Below are 20939 nucleotides of genomic sequence, written 5' to 3'. Positions count from 1 at the left end.
CAGTGAGAACACGGTTATGTCTGCTTAACAGAAAATCGACATTACTGCCGTGTTCTCACTGAGAACACGGCATATGTTATACTAAAAACGTTTAATGGGTAAATTTAACACGATATTTTTAAACATTGTTATATAGTAAGCATATTTAACATAATACCATAGTGGTGACTTATATTTCAAAACCATCCTAAAGAGTGGGAGAGGGGTTATCCGTATCTCTTTTGTTTCCCTTTTCGATTGGTGGAAGTGAAGGAACCAACAGTTCACATTCGCCGAAGAAAGGGGAAGGATTTGAAACGACCGGCCTGCCATAAGCCCTACGAGTGCGAGTATAACAAAGTCTGACTGATTTTCTCGCTCGTGTTAGACCAACATGCAAAAGCCTCCTTTCTTCAAAAATAGAAGACGGGTCCCCGGTATTAAAACGTGACCAACGTTTTTGAAATCGTGAGGCGGTAGGAGAGGGGAAGTTATTCGCTTCCATACCTGTAATGAAAACATAGTCCCATTCTAACCCTTTGCATCCATGAAGCGTGCCCATGTAAACCATGCCATCAGGATAACTGTTGTCATCTACAGAGGCCGATAACTCCGCCATAGTGAGAAATTCTGCCAAGTCTTCCTGCATGGAAGTCAAATCACAAAAATCAGCAAGCACACTTAATGAATCATCATCGTCGTCTTTTCCCTTCTTGGATGCCAACCACGATTTGTAACCAATACCTTCATCTGAGATAATGTATTCGACAATCTCTCGCACAGGGGTTCCAGATAAGCCTGCATTCTCAAGCCATCCCATTTGCAGACACATTTTCCTGGCTCCAGTCTGCGTGCGGGATGAAACCCCTTCAGACTCAATGAGGTGAGCCAAGGCCTCCTGCACACTAGATCCGGTATCGGCCATATATCCACTTATCGCCATTACGGCTGTTGGGCCTAAGCCGCGAGCTGGACGTGACGCAATGCGTTTGAAAGCTATATCCAAATAAGGATTGAGTGCCAGTTTGAGATAACTCATTATATCGGTGCTGACACTTCTTCTGATTAAAGAAAATCCACCTCTCCATTTATGAGGGATACTCTTTAGCAAAAACGCTTTTTCGATATTTTTTAGGGTAATCCTGTTCCTACTGAGGATAGCAATTTCCCTAGGTGGAACTCCTGAAGCTATTAACTGTTCAACATCATATGCCACTGAGAGCCCTTCAGAGCGGTCTCCAGCATAGGAACGAACATCAACATCCCCTTGCTGCTCCCTTACCCCAGTAAGGGTCTTGAGGTGGCTTCTAGGGTTCTTATTAGCGATACAGCAGGCTGTTGAGAGAATATTACTCCCAGATCTTCTGTTCCGTCTTAGATAAACCACATCACAACCAGCCACATCTGTTAGGAAGGGGAAAAGGGAAGGGGTGTTTTCCATAAGATTAGGAAGTGCCCCTCTGAATGCGTAGAGAGACTGATCATCATCTCCTACTACGGAAAGAGAGCTGCCAGACCTAACCAACTGGTCAACAAGGTCGAGTTGGGCTCTGTTCGTGTCCTGCCATTCATCAACGAGTAAGTGCTTCACATTAAATGCTGAGACTGAACTAGGGTTTTTTACCATGGCCCTAACTGCGCGAATTGCGAGATCTCCAAAATCAAGACTGTTGAGCCTTAATTTAGTAATTTCGTATTCTCTATATATTTCAAAAGTTAGAGGATGGACTGATACATAATTAGGGCCAATTGATTGAGACTTAAGGCATTGTCCCAGATCATGAATGCCAACTCCATTTTCTTTCAATCGTGTTATCTCATTAAAAAAAAGTCGGAGTTTTGATGATTGGCTCATTTTTAGCCGGTCATCATCCTCTGGGGACATATCGTTAACAACGGATTTAAGAACATCCTTTGACTCGTCTTCAGAAAGGATCGTCCAACCTCTTTTCAAACCAGCTAGAGTTGGATTTTTTCGAAGGTAAGAGGCCGCTAGGGAATGTATAGTCCCGAACCTGATGTTTTCAGCACCAGGTATGCCTATCTCAATAACTTGGCGCTTGAGTGAGTCAGAAGCAGATCGAGTGAATGTGCAAGCAACAATTGAATCCGCGCACTTAGTTCTTGATAAAAGAACAGCCGCACGACTTGATAAGCACCGGGTTTTTCCACAACCCGCTCCAGCAATTACGACCAGTAGGCCAGCACTGGATTCCGCCGCACTTTTTTGTTCGGGATCTAATGTGTCGAGAAAGCCTAAATGAGACATACTTTACCCAAAATAAAAATAGCCTTGCTTAATAGACATCATATTCGGCCGGCATTGATGGCTTAAAGAACCTATCCATCACGAGACTGACAAGGCTTGATATTCCCATTTTCGGGGTGCGGGCAAGGCTAAAATAGTCATCAGAACACAAACTAACCTTATTAAATTATTCAACGATAAAATGTTTCACCAAAGATAGTCTTGTGATCAGGGATAAGAATAATCTGGCCTTCTCAACTCGTTGAATAGTCGAGTTGAGTCTAGTCGTGCCAGACAATAAGAATAATATATTCCTATATTCGGGCATTTTTCCTTCTTTGTTTTCAGTGGGTTATATGGTGTTTAAACTACAAATCGCGCCGAACTTGACTACAAATCGCGCTAATTGATTCCATCAAATTATGGAATATGGACTACAAATCGCGCTTAATTTTACATCATAAAGGCACGAATATGGGAATTTCATGTAGTCGAAAAAAAATTCAAAAAACTGGCCTGTGGATAAATTAAGGTTTAATCATAAATTACAAAGGCTTAAAAAAGGCCTTGTTATTTTATCGACTACAAATCGCGCTAAACTAGACTACAGATCGCGCTGAACAAGGTTTGTCATTCAGCCTTAAACTGGCTTAAAGGAATGGCTTGCTAGATTAAGCCTTGTATTTGAACGAAGTTGAAAAGCCTTTTGAGAGAGATGACGGTGCAGGACCTAACGCAATCGCAATCATTGACAGATCCTTTTATCCATCTCCGCGTGCATACTACCTACAGTCTTTCGGAGGGGGCTTCTTACCCTAAAGATCTATTAGGGCTCGCGAAGAACCTTAATATGCCAGCATTGGCGATTAGCGATCGCAATTCCATGCACGGCGTGTTTGATTTCTCAATGAAAGCAAAGGACTATAAGGTTCAACCTATTATTGGAATACAACTTTCTGTTTCATTGGGAAGTAAGCCTGGATCACTTACTGGCAATATCATTCTATTTGCATGTACCGAACAGGCATTCCACAATATAAACGCCTTACACCTCCGGGCATCCCGATCCGAATTTGCCTCGGAAGGTCTGCCGATAGAATGCCTGAGGGGATATACAAAAGATGTCATCTGCCTGACAGGTGGAGGCGAAGATGGCCTATTACCCCTTTCAATGAATAAATCTTCCCAGCTTGGAATCTCCTGTCTTCGGACATTGCTAGAGATTTTTGGGAGCGGTCTTTATGTGGAAATATGCAGAAATGCGCCACCATCTGTTGAGTCTGAGATCGTTGAAAAAGGTCTCATTGATCTAGCTGAAGGGCAGGCAGGGGAGGTAGTGTGCCTTGATGGGATTAGAAGAGATAAAATCCCTCTCGTAGCTACTATAGATACTTGGCATGCGACGCCCGAAGGGAGAGACGCTTGGTTGATGCTCCGAGCCATATCTTCGGGTGGCAGGGTTAAAATGCTCAATGACGGAACTCTGGACAGTAAAGCACCCCAGTGTCATCTAAGATCTCAAGAGGAAGCAAAGAAGATCTTCGAGGATCTTCCAGAAGCAGTTAACAATACGTGGTCAATCGCTAGGCGATGTGCGTTCATGGTTATGAAGCACAAGCCCACCTTGCCGGCATTTCCTGTCCCTGAAGGTCAGTCAGAAGAAGAGTTCCTGCGAGTTATGTCCCTTGAAGGACTACGCAAACGTCTGACCGAAATAGAATTACCTGAAGAAGAACATCCTAAATACCTGAAAAGACTCGATTACGAATTAGGAATAATCAATCGGATGGGTTTTCCTGGTTATTTCTTGATTGTTGCTGATTTTATACAGTGGGCTAGGAGGCAGGATATCCCGGTCGGTCCTGGACGCGGATCAGGCGCAGGTTCTATCGTAGCTTGGGCGTTAACGATTACAGATATCAACCCAATGGAATTCGGCCTATTATTTGAGAGATTTCTTAATCCTGATCGTGTTTCAATGCCAGATTTCGATATTGATTTCTGCAAGGATCGACGTGAAGAAGTGAGATCATATATAGCGACACGCTATGGTGAAGATCACGTTGGGATGATTACTGCCTTTGGCAAGATTAAGGGCAGAACTGCGCTACAGGACGCCCAACGGGTTCTTTATCATGAAACATACGGGCAAGCTGCTTATGGCTTCATGACCGCCATAAAAGACGTGTTGCCTCAACATGCGGATCCGAACAAAAAAACTGAAAGCATGCCCATTCTTGAGGCATACAACACGAATGACGCATTTAGAGCAAAAGTTAATGAGGAACCGATAGGCCCCATTCTTTGTCGTATGGCCGGCAAAATTGAGGGACTTATAAGAGATAGAAGCTCTCATGCAGCCGGAGCAGTTATCGGGAATACTAAAATCACGGATATTACTCCGGTAATATATGACCCCAAAGCCGGACAAAACGGCTTTCTAGTGTGTGATTTTGATATGAAAGGGGTCGAAAGTGTCGGCCTCGTTAAATTCGATCTTCTCGGTCTTGTGACGCTGAGTATTATCCACAAAGCCTTACTCTTTATCAAACAAATGCATGGAACCAGTATCAATCCCTCCTTAATCCCAAGAGATGACAAGGGGGTATTCGAGATGCTTTCTGAGGGGCACGCTACCGCTGTGTTCCAGTTTGAAGGCGGAGGGATGCGAGATGCCCTGATGAAGGTAAAGCCTGAGCGTTTAGAGGATCTGATCGCTATCGTTGCTCTCTATAGGCCTGGGCCAATGGCTTACATCTCAACCTACGTTGCCAGAAAAGAAGGGGAGCCATATGAAACTCCCGGAGGAGATAGATGCAAACCCATCCTAGATGAAACATATGGCATTATGGTTTATCAGGAGCAGGTAATGGGGGTCGCCCAAGAAGTAGCGGGTTACTCTCTAGGTAGTGCAGATCTCCTGCGCAGGGCGATGGGAAAAAAAATTGCCGAGGAGATGAAGAAGCAGGAACACACTTTTATCTATGGTGATCCTGAATCTAACCCTCCAATCCCAGGTGCCATTGCACGTGGGATGACAGAAAAAGACGCAATAAAGCTATTCAATGATATCAAACCCTTTGCCGATTATGGTTTTAATAAATCACATGCTGCAGCATATGCTTGGGTTGGCTACATCACGGCATGGTTAAAATTCCATTATCCCGCCGAGTTTCTTGCGGCCCAAATAAGCTATTACGACAAGCCAGAAAAGCGATCTCTGGTAAAAGAAGAACTTGATCGCCTTGGCATCAGAATGCTTCCTCCAGATATCAATTTCTCATGTACCGATTTTAGACCTGAACGAGATGAAAAGAGTAAAGGCGGAATTGGTGTTAGATTTGGACTAAGTGCCGTCAAAGGGGTGACGGACGAAGATGGTGCATTCGAAGCCGAGCGCACGAAAAATGGCAAATTCAAAGACTTATCGGACTTCATGACGAGAGTTGGGAAAATCACGACAAGTGACCAACGATCCGCTCTTGTGGCATGTGGTGCCTTTGACAGTTTATGGCCAGTACGCTCTCAGGCTGAAGAAATCCTCAACTGGATTGCGGGCGACAAAGGTAAGAAGAAAAAAGAAGAGTTGTCATCTGACGACATCTTCTCAGCAACTGGGGTAAACGCAGGGATCGTGATCCCTGAAAAATTCAAGGAAATTGCAGAGTGGGGTAACAGGGCTGATCGAGAATATAGCGCAGTCGGCTTTTATTTCGGACGTCACCCTTTGGATAGATACCTCAAACGCATGATAAAAGGCGGTGTTAGGCGCCGCAGATCAATCGTTGATTGGCTTAAAGCGAATAATAAGGAAAGGATCAACTCTCGACGTTTGGCTGTTATGGTAGAAGACGTTAAACGCCTCAGAAGCCGGAAAAACACAGAATATATTCTTTTGATCGCGAGTGAAAAGAACGACAGTTATACGGCTAGTTTTTTCCCATCAAACTACAATCAAAACGGTGGGTGGTCTTTGGACCATATATTTAAGGTGCTTCAGGGGGCCAAGATTTCTCGCATCCCGGTGATAATGGAAGCATCAATAAGCTGGGATGGTACGAGATCTAGTCAGTTTATAAACGCTGTATGGACAGCAAATGAGTTCCTAGAAGGGGTGCATGGCGATCTGACTGTTGACATAAAGTCGACAGAGATCCCTCCAGATGCTGCTTTGATGATGAGCGGAGGAGATGACGCTGACATTTTGAAAAAAGTTGTAGAGAAAACAGTAAAGCGCGTTGAAGCACTCTTCCTCCCGAAAACTCACGAGAAAGGCTCAGCCGTGCGTATCAGAATAGACGGCGACAGTTCAGAACTGATAGAACTGCCCGGCCGCTACCTGATGTCAAATCCTTTAGAGGGGGCACTTATGTCGATGCCTGGAGTAATCGGCATACATGATTCATTAGACGAATGATGAGGATGAGGATCAGGGTTCATGTCTCTAGATCCTAAGGGAGCAAAAGCTTCTTCAACTAGACGATATCCAACGCCCCATATGGTTTTGAAAGGGGCTTTAATACCCTTCTCAACCAATTTGGCGCGCACCCGGCACATCATTACATCGATTGACTTGCTCTGAGGAAGATTTTTCCCCGCATATACATGAGACATTATCGCATCTTTATTTAAGATGCCTCCCTTTCTATGGGCGAAAAGGGACATAATTTTATATTCGACCTGTGTTAGAGTTATCGCTTCATCATCAATCAGGACTTCCCGGGTATCCTCATTTAACTTCATTCGCCCGATAGTGATCATTTGGCTTGTAATCCCAACGCCTGAGACACGCCTTACAATGGCGCGTAATCTTGCCAGTAGCTCTACAGCTTCGATGTTGATTGAAACGCAATCGTCCGCTCCAGCGGCCAAAACATCAGCCACAGAGTCTGCATTAATATTTCTCGCAATTATCAATACTGGGGAAGAAACCTTGTTGTTTCTTAATACCCTCAAGAGCCTTGGGTTAGGGGCCGTTTGTTGAATAACGGCTATGTCGATGGGAGATTCACGAATGGCACCCACAGCTCCTTCTCTTCCACAAATCCGCAGATAGATTTCACCAAGAGATATCGCTTCAGACAGAGCAGAACAGGGGCGACCATCTAAATTTTTTTCACTGTCACCAATGCAAATAAGCCGCATTTATTCTCCTTCCTGTAAAGACAGGATCCGATACCTATTACGACTTCAATAAGCCTTATCTAACCTCATGAATTAAGGATAATGGTTAAAAGCCTATTTTCCAGATCAAAATAACCAAAGAAAAATCCTTGTGCCTTGCAAGGTTAAAATTAAGCCTCGCAGTAATAAGGCCTTAAATCCGGGTTTATATCGGCTAAATACCGCCATTTTGTCCTTGGATCAGAGGTTTTCATTCCCTACCCCTGAAGAAAGGGGTCTTCGGGCGATGCCCAAAATGGCCTGCGCCCCTCAACATGAGGAACATGAGGAATGTTGCGAAAAAATCATGGATCGGCGTTGGTGACAAATGGTGCCAACCTGACTCTTCCCGATGGCAATAAAAGATCAAAGTCATCTTTTATTTTTACGGCTTTTATTAACAATATCGCGAAACGCGCTGCTTTTGTGGCCAGTTTCCTTGTCTTCTCACTATTTATGCTTCCTCAAAGCGCCTGGGCTGTCGATCAGGAAAGCTTTGGCGGAATGGCTAACAACATAGTTCAGCAGGGTGGGCCTGGCGCAAAAGTTGTTCTTGTGCTTGCTCTTATCGTTGGACTTGCAACTATTTGGGCCGGCGGCAAAAAAATAATTGCGGCCTCTGATTCACAGGGGCGAGAGCCATTTGGGCCAGGCATCACAAGATGTTGTATTGGCGGACTACTCTGCGTTCTATCTACATTTGCACTTTATGCCTCGCATACGTTTACAGATGGCAACACAACATCAGTTAGTGTTGGCACGGTAAACGGACTTGAAGGCGGAGATTAGTATCTAATCTCACAAAGTCTGAATTAAAGCCCGCTTTGGCGGGCTTTTTTTATTCATCAGGGATTTAATCACAAGACCATTTAAGAACTTGATAAAGAGTATATTGAAGATTTTTGTAGGAAATGATAAAAATATCTCATTCATCCAAAAGTGGATCGTAAAAAGGCCTTGCATGGCATGAGAACTGTGCAGGGGATGGCTTTTAGCCATAACATATGAAGAGAGTAAAATGTCTATTGAGCATCATGTGCCCAAAAAATGGGAGTTATATTGGAAACTTGAAGGGCGAATGGGGGCTTGTATTTCAGCCGCACGCGATTTGTCTAAAACACTGAAGTCTTCATTAAAGAAGGCTCAGGAAAAGATGCGCGATGGAGGCGATATCAAGACAATTAGCAAGGCTTTCTGGGACGAAATGGATTTGGTTATGGAATTTCATTCCAGAGCAGGTGCTTCCGATCACCCTACGAGAGAGCAGGTTTCAAACGCATTTGATAAAGCGGTAATGCAGTAGCTTAACGCTTAATCTTTCATGATTAAAAAGCCATGCCCAAAAAAGCATGGCTTTTTTTCTGTCATATGGATGGAAAAGGGGTGGCAGGATTGGTGAAAGATTTTTCCCTATCCAAATCTGAATCAACCATTTCCAATTCTTTTTGATTCGTCGGCCGCCGTACTCGCCGTGCTTTGTGCTCATGACAAAGTCTAATCACTTCGTTCCGAAGAGATGAATCAGCATAAAAAGTAAGTTTACCTTCCTGATATAGAGAATGCAGTAGCTCAGGTAGGTGTTCGATCTTAATTTCCCTCACATCATCGGATGAGAAACCATCTTCGGATATAATTTTGTTGGGATGCCGTTCTCGATACTCTTTAGTATTCCCAGGTTCGATTACCAGACGCTGATAAGCGGCACTGGCGAAAAGTGGAAGATTTTTCTTCTTCTGAGGGAGACTGACTTCTACAAAGCCAGCCTTCTTTGAGGCCACGATAGAAATATTGTCATTTTTTGGTGACAATGATTCAGCAATAATCAAACGTGCATTTTTGCGTATCAATTCCAATCCTACTTCTGGCAAAGGGATACGCACAGGAACGGTTGTGAGGTGTTTTTCAATTGACTTGGGAACCAGTACAGAAAGATTGATTCTGCTGTTCTGATCAATCCATGTTCCTGCCTCACCAAGTTCAAGATAATGAGCATCCAGAATTGCTGCTGTGACATTTCCATCTAGAATTGTTCGAAAAACCGGGACTTCCCCCTCCGGCGCTTGGTTACATTGATTTAGGAGAGAATTTCTGGCCTCATTTTCATCCATGAAACGAGCGCCGCTGTACCTCATGATCGCATCAAGAGACACGACAAAAGGTTCCGAAGCGCCGGGCATGAGAACCGTGATATGGTAATCACGGAAAACGTTAACCCTGGATACCTCTGGGTGTTCGATGTCCAGAATAATATGTGGCTGCATAACACCCATATCATCTGGGAGAATAACTCCACACCCTGGTAATGCTTTCTCAATGAACCATGCAGTAATATTCAGTCTCTTCTGGATAACCTGCACATAGTTACTTCTAGGAGCCATAAGAGCCGCATGAACGCTTTTATGGGCCTCACCATCAAGAGCATTCTCCAGGATCTTCTGCCTGCGCTTCTCAAGCAATTGAAGATATGGCTGAGGGTTATAATCTTTCCTAATCCGCTGTCGTGCCTCACGAACGATCTTACCCACTTCTGTCGAACGCATTGGCTTCTTTAATACCATCTTGGAGATAATGGTGGCCGTTGTGTCAGGACCGCGGAGGGGATGATCTGAACCATCTCCAGGTTGCAAAATAAAACTTTTTACCGGCTTCCAATTCCCTTTAAGAGACTGAACCAAGTTTGGATTTATGGAATACTTCAAACGGTCTTCATACGCCGCGAAAAAGGCTTTTATGATATTGTTCGCTTTTGAAACGCTGACGAGAGGCAATCTGCGGAATAATTTATTAACGAAATAGAGTTCTTTTTCCGATACAGAAACGGTGACGTTTAGGTTAATCCCCATCTGATTGGCGATATTCCTATTCAGGAATAGAAATTCACGGGCGACATCTTCGCCGATCTGATCAATTGGATCTGGCATCCCTGTAGTAACACCAGACGTTTCAGCGCCCGTCAGATTGGCATCGAGTTTTGCTTCCTTCCTATCACCATTAGTCAGTACAAAAGTGTTGTAAGGGAGCCCTGTGTGCAGGACGCTGAAGCGAGGCTTAGTGCGCTGTCCACGACGGTTACAACGCCCCTCCATCTGTCTCTTTTCTTTTACATCACCGATCAGGGAAACCCAGATCATGTGTGAACGACCAGATTTCTTGAACTTGTCATGAACAGAAAGTCCAGTGCTGGCTGCTTTTGTGAACGTCGCCATATCGACGCCACCATTATTGAAGCGTGCAACAACCTGATTTCTGTTGATCTGATTTTTTACATATTTTCCATCTCTGATCTGCAGTGAACGCCCAGAAACTTCACCAACTACATAATTCCTACCATCAGGTGTTTTATGTCTTTCAACAATCTCTCTGATCTCATCAATCGGATAGAGAGGAATGTCTTTAATTCCGCCAATAAGATGCTTAATGCGTTTTAGTTGCTCGCTTAGATGGTCGTATTCTTGACTTATATCTATTCGTTCTTCAACACGTTCACTTTCCCCCTCAGGCGTATATTTATGCAAGGCAGACGACAACCCATCTGCGAGCCTAAACAAAGCAACTTTTAGGGTAGGGGGGTCGGGATCGAGAACCTGATCATCCTCTCCAATTATTTCACCTGCCCGGAGTTGGTTCATTATGCTTTCCATCGTTGCTTCAATAACAGCGATGGGCTTCTCACCATTCTTCAATGAATCCAGCGCCACCTGGGCACACAGTTTGACATTAAGGGCCGTGAGTATCTGATTTTGTATCGCAGAAAGGCGACTGCCAAATGGAGCCGTAAACCATGTTTCCTTGGCGGCCTTCCTCATCGACGGAGGGAGGGTTTTACAGTAATCCGCATTCTCCATATTTTTCATCTTGAGCAAGGCATCTACGTCTCTCGCCATAACGGCCATGGCCGAAAGAACTGGAGCTACGCTGTCAGAGATTTGTTCATTAAAGGCGATAATTTCTGCCGATGGCTTGATGATCTCAGTATTGATCCCATCCATGTCCAATTCGTGTCGGACAATACCTCCTGCTGAGGTAGCCTCACGTACAGATATTTGAGAGAGTGCGATCTGTGTTGGTCGCGGGAGAGAAGATAATTTTGGGATATCCTTCAGCCACGGCATGACGTTTGTGTATGCAGTCAGATTGGCTATATCCGCGGCGAAAGTAGCAGAGCTTTCTGTTGTAGATGCAGCTTTGGCACGTACGCGATCAATGTTTTCTCGTGTATTGCTTTCGCCGGCCCCTTTATGAGCCTCATCAAGAGCGAAGTGAGCGCCTGCTGCGACTGCCTCAAGGAAGTCTGACCTAGGGGTGCCCGGTCGATTAACCTGAGAATGGGTAATCATGACCATTCGGCACCCATCAGGGAGCTTTTTGTCATTAATGGATTGGAGGACTTGCTTGCGTGAGTACGGTTCTACCAGAATTGGAGTATCAGGATCTTCAACATCGACAATTGTAGAGCCTTCGTTCACCAGAAGTGGCCGACCAAACAGATCTTCGCTCTCAATTCCTCGAATATCGCGCCAGAAGTCAGAAAAAAGATTTTCCTGCAATGTCATGAAAACGACATTGCGGCCTGAAAGCAGTGCGGCACGACAGGTAGTCGCAAGAACTCGCCCCTTACCAAACCCTGTCATAGAGGCGATAATAACCCCTCCGCCTGACGCGGAAGAGGGGAGACCTTTAGCTTTATCTTCTGCAGCAGAATCTGCTGCATGGATAGCAAGAGCCGCGGTATCGATCTGTTCTGCGGAGAGAACCTTGTAGAGATGTTCTTTCGTCCACTGCAAACGACTGGCCATCCAGTCATCAATATCGCCAACACGAGATTGTAGGTTATAGATCGCCTCATATAGTTCGGATGCGACAGATCTCGGGATCATTGCATCCGTGCTTTCGCCTTTAGATAAAGGTCGATAATGGACTTGCGTTTTGCCGTTAAGATCTGCCTCGACCAAATCCTCTTTCCAATAGGGAGGAGGAAGGGAAGTGACTTTCGTTTCTATCAACCGCGAAGCCATAACCCGAACAGAACTCCTGACTGTTTGTGCCGTCTCTAACCGAAAATCCCTGTCAAAGATTGATCTATCAGAAACCGGTAATGGTTGCGCACCTTTTCTCACAGGTAAGGGTTGCCAGGCTCTGGCAAAAGCGCCCATGCGAGATGATGTGGCAGACTGATCCATGAGGCAATAACTTCTCTTGGGGATTATAACAGTTTTGGTTATGGCAAGGCTTATGTTTTAATAGGTATGTCGATATAAGATGCATGGGACTAGACAATAGTAGTAGATTAAAGGCTATCTGAGTTGGGATTTATTTGATGACTGGCTTGAACATGTATCAGGAAGCTGTTTGATCTTTGCTGGATATGAACAGAAGATAGCGATGCAATAAATAGTGTTTGAGATGTAAAGGCTCATTAAGCGATGATTAATGAAGATGTGAATTTTGTATTGGATATTGACGGCGTTATTCTAGATTATGTGTCTGGTTTCATGTCATGGATGCGTGAAAGACAAGGCCTTCAGACGATTGTGGCGCCTCACAAAATAGAACGATACGATCTCTCTCCTTACTTTCACAGAGATGGAAAGCAGATTACTTTCTCAGAATTTCGAGAACGTGTAAGCCAATTCAGTTTAACTGAAGAATTTAAGCACATCCCCGCATTTGAAGGAGCCGAAGAATTTCTTCAGGAATTATCAAATTCTGGCTTTAAGATACATGCCGTAACGTCATGTGGTAATGAGGTGGCAGCCAAATCGCGTAAATATTGTTTAGAAAGATATGTTGGATGGCAATCAAACTGGCCTTTACATGTCTTGCCTCTAGGAGCATCAAAGCAAGCTATCTTATCTAAATTCCCCAAAGGCAGAACCTTTTTCCTTGATGACCTGCACAGCAATATTCAAGACGCAAGGAAGGTCGGACTTACTGCGATTTGGCATAAAAGCGCTCCAGAAACAGTATATAGAGATATCGGCGAAGGGGATATACTGGATGAAACGCATACAGGGTCATGGATTGAGCTGAAGCAAAAACTCGAAGATCACTTGATCAGTCTTACTGCTTCACCGGATCAGTCTTTCACCGTGGGAAATCATTCTGCATTGATTGGATAAGTTGTGATTGAAAGTTCGTATATCTGGGAGGTTGGCTCTTTCGGAATAATTTGGGACAAGAAAGCATTCACCTGCACTGAGCAGGGCTCGACTTGTGCTGAAACGATAGCAGCCTTTGCCATGAGTAATGAGGGTTTGGCATTGGCCATGGTCTATATCGATGGGGTTAACCGTCGCCGGACAGGTGAGCGATTAACTAAACGCGAAGATCGGGATGCACAGGTGAGAACGCTTGAGCATGAGGCTCGCAGAATTTTCGCACTTGGCAGGCAGAAGGCTCACGCCGCCTGGTTAGATAGAGTAGGTGAATAAATCTATATTCCCCTTAGTGTGTAAATACAGGATTTCCCTTACCCGACACGCCGTAAAGCCCCGTCCTTCAGGGCGGGGATATAAGGCGCTGTGGTTTGTGGTATTGAGCCCATCGAATACATATTAGATTTGCATCCATTTCTCCATGTGGGGGAATGGCTTCTTGCCGAGAAATTTCGCAGCAGTCCTCTGACAAGTCATGCCAGAAGCAGCAAGACTGTTAATGCCGATATACGCATTAAGTGAAAGCATATGATGGATTTCTCTTGATTGCTTCAATCCGCCAAAAGATTCATGGTCGCAAAATAGAATTTCAGTAGGCACGCCGCATTCTAGTGCCGCAGCATAACTCCAGGCAGTGGCCGCTGGATCATCAATCTGAAAGATTGCCCGACAGGTTGGATCTTCAAGACCACAACTTAATTGATCGTGAAAATGTTCATCCAAATATTGCTTGATGGCCTCCAAAATTTCAGGAGCCTCGATATCACCATCAATTAAGTGCCGAAATTGAGATGGCATTGTCGCAATATGGCCAGCCTCGTGGAGAACTTCTCCTAGCGAGATGTCGGAATTTTCGGAAACAAAAATAGTCGTGTTCGAAATATAGGTGCGAGAAAAAAATCCCTTTTTGGGTAGAGGTTGCAATAGGACAGTGATCCCAATGGATGCGAGGAAATCACGAATACGATTGAAATAGTCGTTGCATGAATGCTGAGATGGGGCCTGGATTGTCATGATGTCATTATACTTATCATAAATTAAAAAACTTACTGATTATATCATGAACAAATTATCAAAGAAAAGTCCTTCATCATTACAATTAGCAAGATTTTCGGTAAGAATGAATGAACTGACTTTCAACAAAAAAGGCGAGCAGAAAGCTCGCCTTTGTGTTTTGCCGAAAAAGCCTGAGCACAATTAAAAGGCAGGTTCCTGATCCCATCCTTGATCCCAACCCTGGTCCGTCTGGGGTTGGGCCTGAGGCTGTGACTGGGGCTGCCCATAATGCTGCTGTGGAGGCTGTCCCCATCCGCCATTCCCTTGTGGTTGTGGCGCTGGCGCTCCTGTGTTGGGCTGTTGAGGGTAGCCATTGTTCTGTTGTTGAGGCATGGGAGCGCCCATTTGTGGACCCCGACGCCCAAACCCTCCACCAGGGCCTTGTTGGGGCGGTTGGCCATGCTGAGGCTGAGCCTGTGGTTGCCCCCATCCGCCATTCTGGGGATTGTGAGGTGGTGCAGCAGGAGGTTGGGAGGGCCATCCCCCTGCAGCCTGCTGGGGAGCAGCATGCTGAGGGAAGCCTCCCTGAGGCTGCTGTGGGTAGCCACCCTGTGGCTGTTGCGGATATCCGCCCTGTGGGGCCTGAGGAGCGGAGGGAGCTGGTTGTGCAGCCTTAACCGCCTCCCAGCGTTTATTCATAAATGCTCGGCCGGCTTGAAAGGATTCTTTGCAGATATTCTCGATAGCTTGACGGTGGCCCGGCTGTGTAAACGGCGTCTGAATATCATGGATAGTCACAACATTCGGAGTTGCATAGTTACGCCCATTGTTCAGAACCGGGCGCTCATATGTCACCATGCCAATGCCGCGCTGATTTGGGTCAGCGCTCATATACGTCACCAGACCGATGGAATTAGCAAATCCGGTTTCTAGTTTGGTCAAGACCATACCATCATCAGTCGGATAAGCTTCGGCGCCTTCTCGGACAGTATCTGGGGCTGCTTTCGTATAAACACCATACGGCTGGGAAGCATCAAAGGGGTTTCGCCGATCTACCTGATTTGAGAATACAAGCGATTTCGCCAGTGAAGAATGCACAACAGGAATAGCAGTAACCTGCCATTCAGGATTACCAATGATGGAGTACATATCTTGGTCAGCGGCAATCTTCTCAATCACCCGCTGTGGGGGCATCATGCGATATTCCGGTGTTGCACCCTCAGGAGCAACATTCTGGGGGTATGCACGTACAAGCTGGCCATATCGAGTATCAGGATCAGCAGCCATAGCTGCTGCTTCGGCCGGATCCTCAGGCAATACACGGTTGGCAATTATCGCGACCCCCGGATTTCCTGGCCGGAAAGGGTCTTCCGTAATCACACTCCCTACAAAGTTCATCAAATCCTGCGGAGATTGGATAAGTACAGCAGAATCTGGGAGAAGGCTGATAACCGTCTGTCTTTTTGAGGGTTCAGAAGATCGAGGCTTTCTCCCTTCAGGCAATACAGCAGTCATAGTTGAAGGCATCGGGACCTTCAAACCTGTGCGCAATTCTTCCGAAGACGCCAGGCCACTCGCAAAGCCAGCCGTAATGTTTGGCTGTCCGCCGTCAGCAGCAGGTGTGAAGTCACATTTCTCGACAGCGAATATCCCACCCTTATCAATGGCCGGGCCGCCGCCGCGAGGGCGACTGAGGCCACGAATATCGCGGCGATCCTTGTTTGATGAAGGTGGCATGGTCAGCCGAATTTTAGTCAGAGGAACACCCTGATCAAACTCTGCTTTCAAACCCCATTCAGGAACATCATGAAGCAGCAAAGCAGTCATGGAGTGATTGGCAGGATCACGATCCTGAAGATTATGGTATTCATCTACCATCATCATCAGATTGTAGCCTGAACGAGGGTGGCCTCCTCCTTCTTTGCTTCCGCCTCTGCGACGAATGCCACCACCTCCCAATCCACGGGCATTTGAACGGCTCGGTCCACTCATTTCACTGACCTCTTCGATTCATGATGCCCATCAAGGACGTGGGCAAATGTAAAAATCTTCTTCTGAGAAAAAAATAACCATAACTATGCAAGGGACTAGAATTGATTGAGTTTTATGGCCTAATTATCGCCGAAAATTTTCTATTGCTGTATTATATGGAAGTGGGATTGAAGAGAAAAAAGAGGCGAAACAAGCACTTTCACGTGGGAGATATTTACGATCAGGGAATCGAGAATCTCTAATAAAGGCAGTTCGTCTAAAGGATAAGATGCAGTCACATTATCTGCTACACGAGATAGACGCGAAATAGAGATGCACACAACCAATCCGCCTAACAGGCGAGTGACAGGATATTGATTCGATGGGTGAAGTTGTGTGTTGGAATGCTTTCTCTCACGTGTTCAGGAACAAACCTGAATGACGTTGGTAATCGGTTTCTGGATATTACAAACATTTAGGACTCACCACAAGTCGGCGAAAGATCCCAAACAAAGGTATATTTCGAATAGCGAGATCATCTTGAAGGGCCTGTCTGACCTCTCTTGCGGGGCCAACAACACAAAAGTCAAGGCGATAAAAGATGGGCAAGGAAAAGCGCTTAGCTTTGAAATCGAGGAGGCGGCCAAACTCGATGATACATTCGCTTCGCAGGCACGCCATCATCTCGTTGAGCGTGATGGCTCTCTGTGCTTCGATCATGTCGGTAATAAAGGCTTCGTGCGCGTCCAGCATGACCCGCGTGGCTTGCCCTGGCGACGAGGCGGCCGCTCACCGTTCCCAAGCTCCCGACGCAGCCAGCGGATCGCTGTCTAATCCCAACTCAGAACCGCGCCGCAATCGAGAGGGCTGGCGCCCCCTGCAACTCCATCTTCCAGAACCCGCTCCCGAAGATCATCACTCATACCGTCTCCATCAACACAATATGCCAGATAGCCAAAGTAACAATGAAACTCTGTCGACTACTTCAGAAGTGGCTTCATGCTTTTCGATTTGAAATCGATTAAACGTTCTTAATGAGAAGAAACAAAACCAGCACAAGGAATTTCACGACTGACCGCGTATCCTGCCTAGGTATGGTCTTTTTAAATGAGGGTGATATAAACCACAGCACTTTAAATTGGAATTGTGAGTGTGCGTTTAAAATGGATAACAATTATCTTTCTCCGGTTGTATTGAAGCATAATGATAATCAAGAGAGTCTTGGTTTTTTAAGTGGAATTGGAAATACTCAAGAAATTCATACCCATTTTCTTGGAAATTTGGATCAGGTCAGTGATATTGAAAAAAATGCATTCGTTGTCACACAAAAGATACTTGACAATGGATGGAACAAAATAGCTTCAACAATTGAGAAGTCGTTTGAGCATATTAACGGTAGTATTCAGGATGATGTGAATAAATATAGTAATTTGCATATTCATGACACTTCTTTAAATTTAGATAAAACGCATGATTTGCAATTCCTTTCGCCAGATAAAGCTCAATTTGTCGAACCCACTCCAACTATCAATCAAGAAGCCATAATGCCTCTGAATGCAATGGTAAGAAGCGTGGGGGGAAGCGGTTACGATGTGTATCAGCCAGCATATTCCAATCCTGCGTGGGGAGTTGTTGGTGGGGCAATGGGAATTGCTGGTTTGTTTTTTGGTGGTTCCAACACACCGGGAAGTATTGCGCATAAAGCACGTGAACAATTTCATGATAAATCAGATTATGTTGGCGAACAAATATTAGGACGCCCGCTGACTGCGCAAGAAAGCAATCAATATGGTGATATTGTTTATGGTTGTGTGAAGCATGATACCAAGCACATGGGTCCCTACAATGGCCCCAAGCAGGGTTGGGATGATGCCATGCGACAGATTACGTTCGATTTGGCACATTCTCAGGAAACGACAAATCAATTAAATACAATTTATGAAAATACTTTAAATCAACCTATCAATAATACTGCGTTGCAGAATGATATTAACGCTCTTTCTGGTGAACAGACATCATTAGCAGATATACGTAATGAGGTAGCCCATTCTCAAGTAGCTCAAAATTATATCCTGAGCGTTGTAAGCGGTGTTCAAGATAGGCAAGCTACAGTAAACACAGATTCTGGTTTTCTGACCTCGACCATGAACGACTTGGGAAATGGCACAAATACCATTACGAATGTGCGAAATGGGTTGATTGGCTCTCAAGGGGAAGTGGGCGTTATCAACACGTATGAGCATGGCCTTTATAATGTTGATGCAGATCAGAATACGATCAACTGGGTGCGCGGTCAGCTTTACTCAGGAAAATCGATACAAGATGTACGCAATATCGATGCACATTCTGGCCGTGAGCAAGCGAATTTATTACAGATTATTCATGACATTCAAGATCGGACAGGAAGTGTTAGTGGAGACGCGACTTATCTACAGCAAAATATGGATCGTTTAGGACAGAAGCAGGAAGTTGTCACAGATGTGCGAAATGGGTTGATTGGCTCTCAAGGGGAAGTGGGTGTTATCAACACGTATGAGCATGGCCTTTATAATGTTGATGCAGATCAGAATACGATCAACTGGGTCCGTGGCCAGCTTTACTCAGGAAAATCGATACAAGATGTACGCAATATCGATGCACATTCTGGCCGTGAGCAAGAAACCCTGCTCCAGACACTACGGGATATTCAGTATCGTGCAGCTAGCGAAAGCACAGATGCGGGCTTTTTGACTACCAATATGAATGCGCTGGGGAGCGGGCAGACGACTCTGTCTGATATTCGTAATGGATTGATTTCTCTTCCAAACGAAGACTGGGCAATTAATTACAGTGAGCAGACACTTTTTGGTCATGATGCGGATCAGGCTACAAAGGACTGGGCACGTGCAGAGATGCGCAATGGAAAATCCATGCAGGATTTGCATCAGATAGAAGCACATTCTGACCGCGAGAAAGAAACCCTGCTCCAGACACTACGGGATATTCAGTATCGTGCAGCTAGTGAAAGCACCGATGCGAATTTTTTGACTACTAATATGAATGCGCTGGGGAACGGGCAGACGACTCTGTCTGATATTCGTAATGGATTGATTTCTCTTCCAAACGAAGACTGGGCAATTAATTACAGCGAGCAGACACTTTTTGGTCATGATGCTGATCAGGCCACAAAGGACTGGGCACGTGCAGAGATGCGCAATGGAAAATCCATGCAGGATTTGCATCAGATAGAAGCACACAATCAAGAATCTACAACAGAGCTTCAATCTGCTTATGCATTTGTAAATGGGCAGGTTATAGATAATGCGACTCTTGCTGGTTTTCAGAATGCTATGGGGAACGGTGAAAGCCGAGATGATGTTTTCAAACAAATTGTAAATTCTGCGTCTGCTCAATCTGTGATTGATGATGTTTATGCAGATTGGGGACAACTCCCACCAGACAGCTCGACACTCCAAACCGCGCGCACAGCGCTTTATAACCTCTCCTATGCATGGACCACGACCGTCCAAAACCAGACAGCAGCACAACTCGCTACAGAAGCTGCTGCCTATACTCCATCCGTGTCTGTGTCATTCCAGGATCTCGTTAACAATCTTGCCTCCTCACCAAATCAGGCTGTTGGACTTGAAGCAAATCTGTTGACTAATCCGTATCTTGAATCTGGTGCTACTATTGATGAAACCCGCACACTGATGACTGTTGGCGGAGTAAATTCTTTTGCTGCGTCAATTGATGAAGAGTCCGTTATTGTTGAGATCAAAGATTTACAACAAGATAACTCAAAAGTGTGCGACCCTGTTCAGTTTCGCAGCGCCAAATCGATTGTCACCAATATCAGCAACGCGAACGATATCAAGCCTGCCAATCAAACCTTTGATACTGTAAACGGTAAAAACTGGAGTCAATCTTATAAAGATAACGGAATTCAGTGGAAATCTGCCGGTGGCCGAAATGACGATCAAGGGCTGCCATATGAAGCTTGGGTGCAGAATCAGCTTAATCCATCGCAAAATCCGAACGGTGTTGTTTGGCTTCAAAACGAAAAATCGAACTGGCGCACCTTTGATCATTGGGACGAAAAAGACGGTAATGCAATTAGTGACAAGACGATCGACCTGCAATTGCCATGGTATCAAAAAAACCCCACAGCAGTTGCTGCCCGTGTCATGGCGAGCGCTTATAAAATGGCAGGATATAATTATGATCAATCGAAAATTGGCTCCAATTCTTTCGTTTCTTTTGGCAAAGATGACATAAAAAAATATACGCTCAACATAGGTGTTCCCTATATTACTGACCCAGCAGAAATGACACCAGAACTGCAAAACGAATGGAAGGCCCTCTGCCGTGCATATCACAGAGCTAACGACATCATTCCCAAACAAACAGGAAAGTCAATTTCAATCCAGATTGATACGGTAAGCTGA

Annotated in this window: 12 protein-coding genes; 7 read left to right on the top strand and 5 right to left on the bottom strand. The window is 45.2% G+C overall.

Features of this window, described 5'->3' with window-relative positions:
• Positions 1 to 187: 187 nt before the first annotated feature.
• The gene (locus FCN51_RS01950; protein ID WP_160255925.1) at positions 188 to 2248 is read right to left on the bottom strand and encodes an ATP-dependent helicase; all 2061 of its coding nucleotides are present in this window, start codon (positions 2246 to 2248) and stop codon (positions 188 to 190) included.
• A gap of 694 nt (positions 2249 to 2942) precedes the next feature.
• Between FCN51_RS01950 and FCN51_RS01945 the strand changes: the two genes are divergently transcribed.
• Positions 2943 to 6644 carry a DNA polymerase III subunit alpha gene (locus FCN51_RS01945; RefSeq protein WP_236661149.1) on the top strand — a complete coding sequence of 1234 codons (3702 nt, stop codon included), beginning with the start codon at positions 2943 to 2945 and terminating at the stop codon, positions 6642 to 6644.
• Here the strand turns inward: FCN51_RS01945 and FCN51_RS01940 are convergent.
• Positions 6563 to 7372, bottom strand: coding sequence for a response regulator transcription factor (locus tag FCN51_RS01940; protein ID WP_160255923.1), 810 nt, complete (start codon positions 7370 to 7372; stop codon positions 6563 to 6565). The genes FCN51_RS01945 and FCN51_RS01940 overlap by 82 nt on opposite strands.
• Before the next feature lie 309 nt (positions 7373 to 7681).
• Between FCN51_RS01940 and FCN51_RS01935 the strand changes: the two genes are divergently transcribed.
• Positions 7682 to 8179, top strand: a complete 498-nt coding sequence (locus FCN51_RS01935; protein WP_124297579.1) for a hypothetical protein — start codon at positions 7682 to 7684, stop codon at positions 8177 to 8179.
• A gap of 229 nt (positions 8180 to 8408) precedes the next feature.
• Positions 8409 to 8693, top strand: coding sequence for a hypothetical protein (locus tag FCN51_RS01930; protein ID WP_099540263.1), 285 nt, complete (start codon positions 8409 to 8411; stop codon positions 8691 to 8693).
• Positions 8694 to 8754: 61 nt separating this feature from the next.
• On the opposite strand, the gene FCN51_RS01925 is transcribed toward FCN51_RS01930, so the two are convergent.
• A complete protein-coding gene (locus FCN51_RS01925; RefSeq protein WP_160255922.1) occupies positions 8755 to 12570 on the bottom strand; it encodes a hypothetical protein in 3816 nt (1271 codons plus the stop codon).
• Positions 12571 to 12813: 243 nt separating this feature from the next.
• Between FCN51_RS01925 and FCN51_RS01920 the strand changes: the two genes are divergently transcribed.
• Complete coding sequence (locus tag FCN51_RS01920; protein WP_160255921.1) at positions 12814 to 13509, top strand: HAD family hydrolase; 696 nt, start codon at positions 12814 to 12816, stop codon at positions 13507 to 13509.
• Between the two features lie 3 nt (positions 13510 to 13512).
• Positions 13513 to 13821, top strand: a complete 309-nt coding sequence (locus FCN51_RS01915; protein ID WP_124296363.1) for a hypothetical protein — start codon at positions 13513 to 13515, stop codon at positions 13819 to 13821.
• A 123-nt stretch (positions 13822 to 13944) separates the two neighbouring features.
• Here the strand turns inward: FCN51_RS01915 and FCN51_RS01910 are convergent, their stop codons facing one another.
• Both FCN51_RS01910 and FCN51_RS01905 read right to left on the bottom strand, forming a co-directional pair.
• Entirely contained in the window at positions 13945 to 14559 is a 615-nt protein-coding gene (locus tag FCN51_RS01910) for a hypothetical protein (protein WP_160255920.1), read from the bottom strand.
• Between the two features lie 183 nt (positions 14560 to 14742).
• Entirely contained in the window at positions 14743 to 16533 is a 1791-nt protein-coding gene (locus tag FCN51_RS01905; protein ID WP_201762547.1) for a hypothetical protein, read from the bottom strand.
• Positions 16534 to 16950: 417 nt separating this feature from the next.
• Between FCN51_RS01905 and FCN51_RS01900 the strand changes: the two genes are divergently transcribed.
• Together FCN51_RS01900 and FCN51_RS01895 are read left to right on the top strand one after the other, a co-directional pair.
• Positions 16951 to 17346: a hypothetical protein gene (locus tag FCN51_RS01900; protein ID WP_160255919.1), complete on the top strand. Its 396-nt coding sequence runs from the start codon at positions 16951 to 16953 to the stop codon at positions 17344 to 17346.
• A 329-nt stretch (positions 17347 to 17675) separates the two neighbouring features.
• Positions 17676 to 20939: an endonuclease toxin domain-containing protein gene (locus tag FCN51_RS01895; protein WP_236661147.1), complete on the top strand. Its 3264-nt coding sequence runs from the start codon at positions 17676 to 17678 to the stop codon at positions 20937 to 20939.

The sequence above is a fragment of the Acetobacter pasteurianus genome, assembly GCF_009914215.2.
Lineage (GTDB): Bacteria > Pseudomonadota > Alphaproteobacteria > Acetobacterales > Acetobacteraceae > Acetobacter > Acetobacter pasteurianus.
This window is presented reverse-complemented; position numbering and strand designations above follow the sequence as displayed.

Coding starts and splice junctions, on each gene's coding strand:
- FCN51_RS01950 (WP_160255925.1), bottom strand. CDS start 2,248: ATGTCTCATTTAGGCTTTCTCGACACATTAGATCCCGAACAAAAAAGT.
- FCN51_RS01945 (WP_236661149.1), top strand. CDS start 2,943: ATGACGGTGCAGGACCTAACGCAATCGCAATCATTGACAGATCCTTTT.
- FCN51_RS01940 (WP_160255923.1), bottom strand. CDS start 7,372: ATGCGGCTTATTTGCATTGGTGACAGTGAAAAAAATTTAGATGGTCGC.
- FCN51_RS01935 (WP_124297579.1), top strand. CDS start 7,682: ATGTTGCGAAAAAATCATGGATCGGCGTTGGTGACAAATGGTGCCAAC.
- FCN51_RS01930 (WP_099540263.1), top strand. CDS start 8,409: ATGTCTATTGAGCATCATGTGCCCAAAAAATGGGAGTTATATTGGAAA.
- FCN51_RS01925 (WP_160255922.1), bottom strand. CDS start 12,570: ATGGATCAGTCTGCCACATCATCTCGCATGGGCGCTTTTGCCAGAGCC.
- FCN51_RS01920 (WP_160255921.1), top strand. CDS start 12,814: ATGATTAATGAAGATGTGAATTTTGTATTGGATATTGACGGCGTTATT.
- FCN51_RS01910 (WP_160255920.1), bottom strand. CDS start 14,559: ATGACAATCCAGGCCCCATCTCAGCATTCATGCAACGACTATTTCAAT.
- FCN51_RS01905 (WP_201762547.1), bottom strand. CDS start 16,533: ATGAGTGGACCGAGCCGTTCAAATGCCCGTGGATTGGGAGGTGGTGGC.
- FCN51_RS01900 (WP_160255919.1), top strand. CDS start 16,951: ATGACGTTGGTAATCGGTTTCTGGATATTACAAACATTTAGGACTCAC.
- FCN51_RS01895 (WP_236661147.1), top strand. CDS start 17,676: ATGGATAACAATTATCTTTCTCCGGTTGTATTGAAGCATAATGATAAT.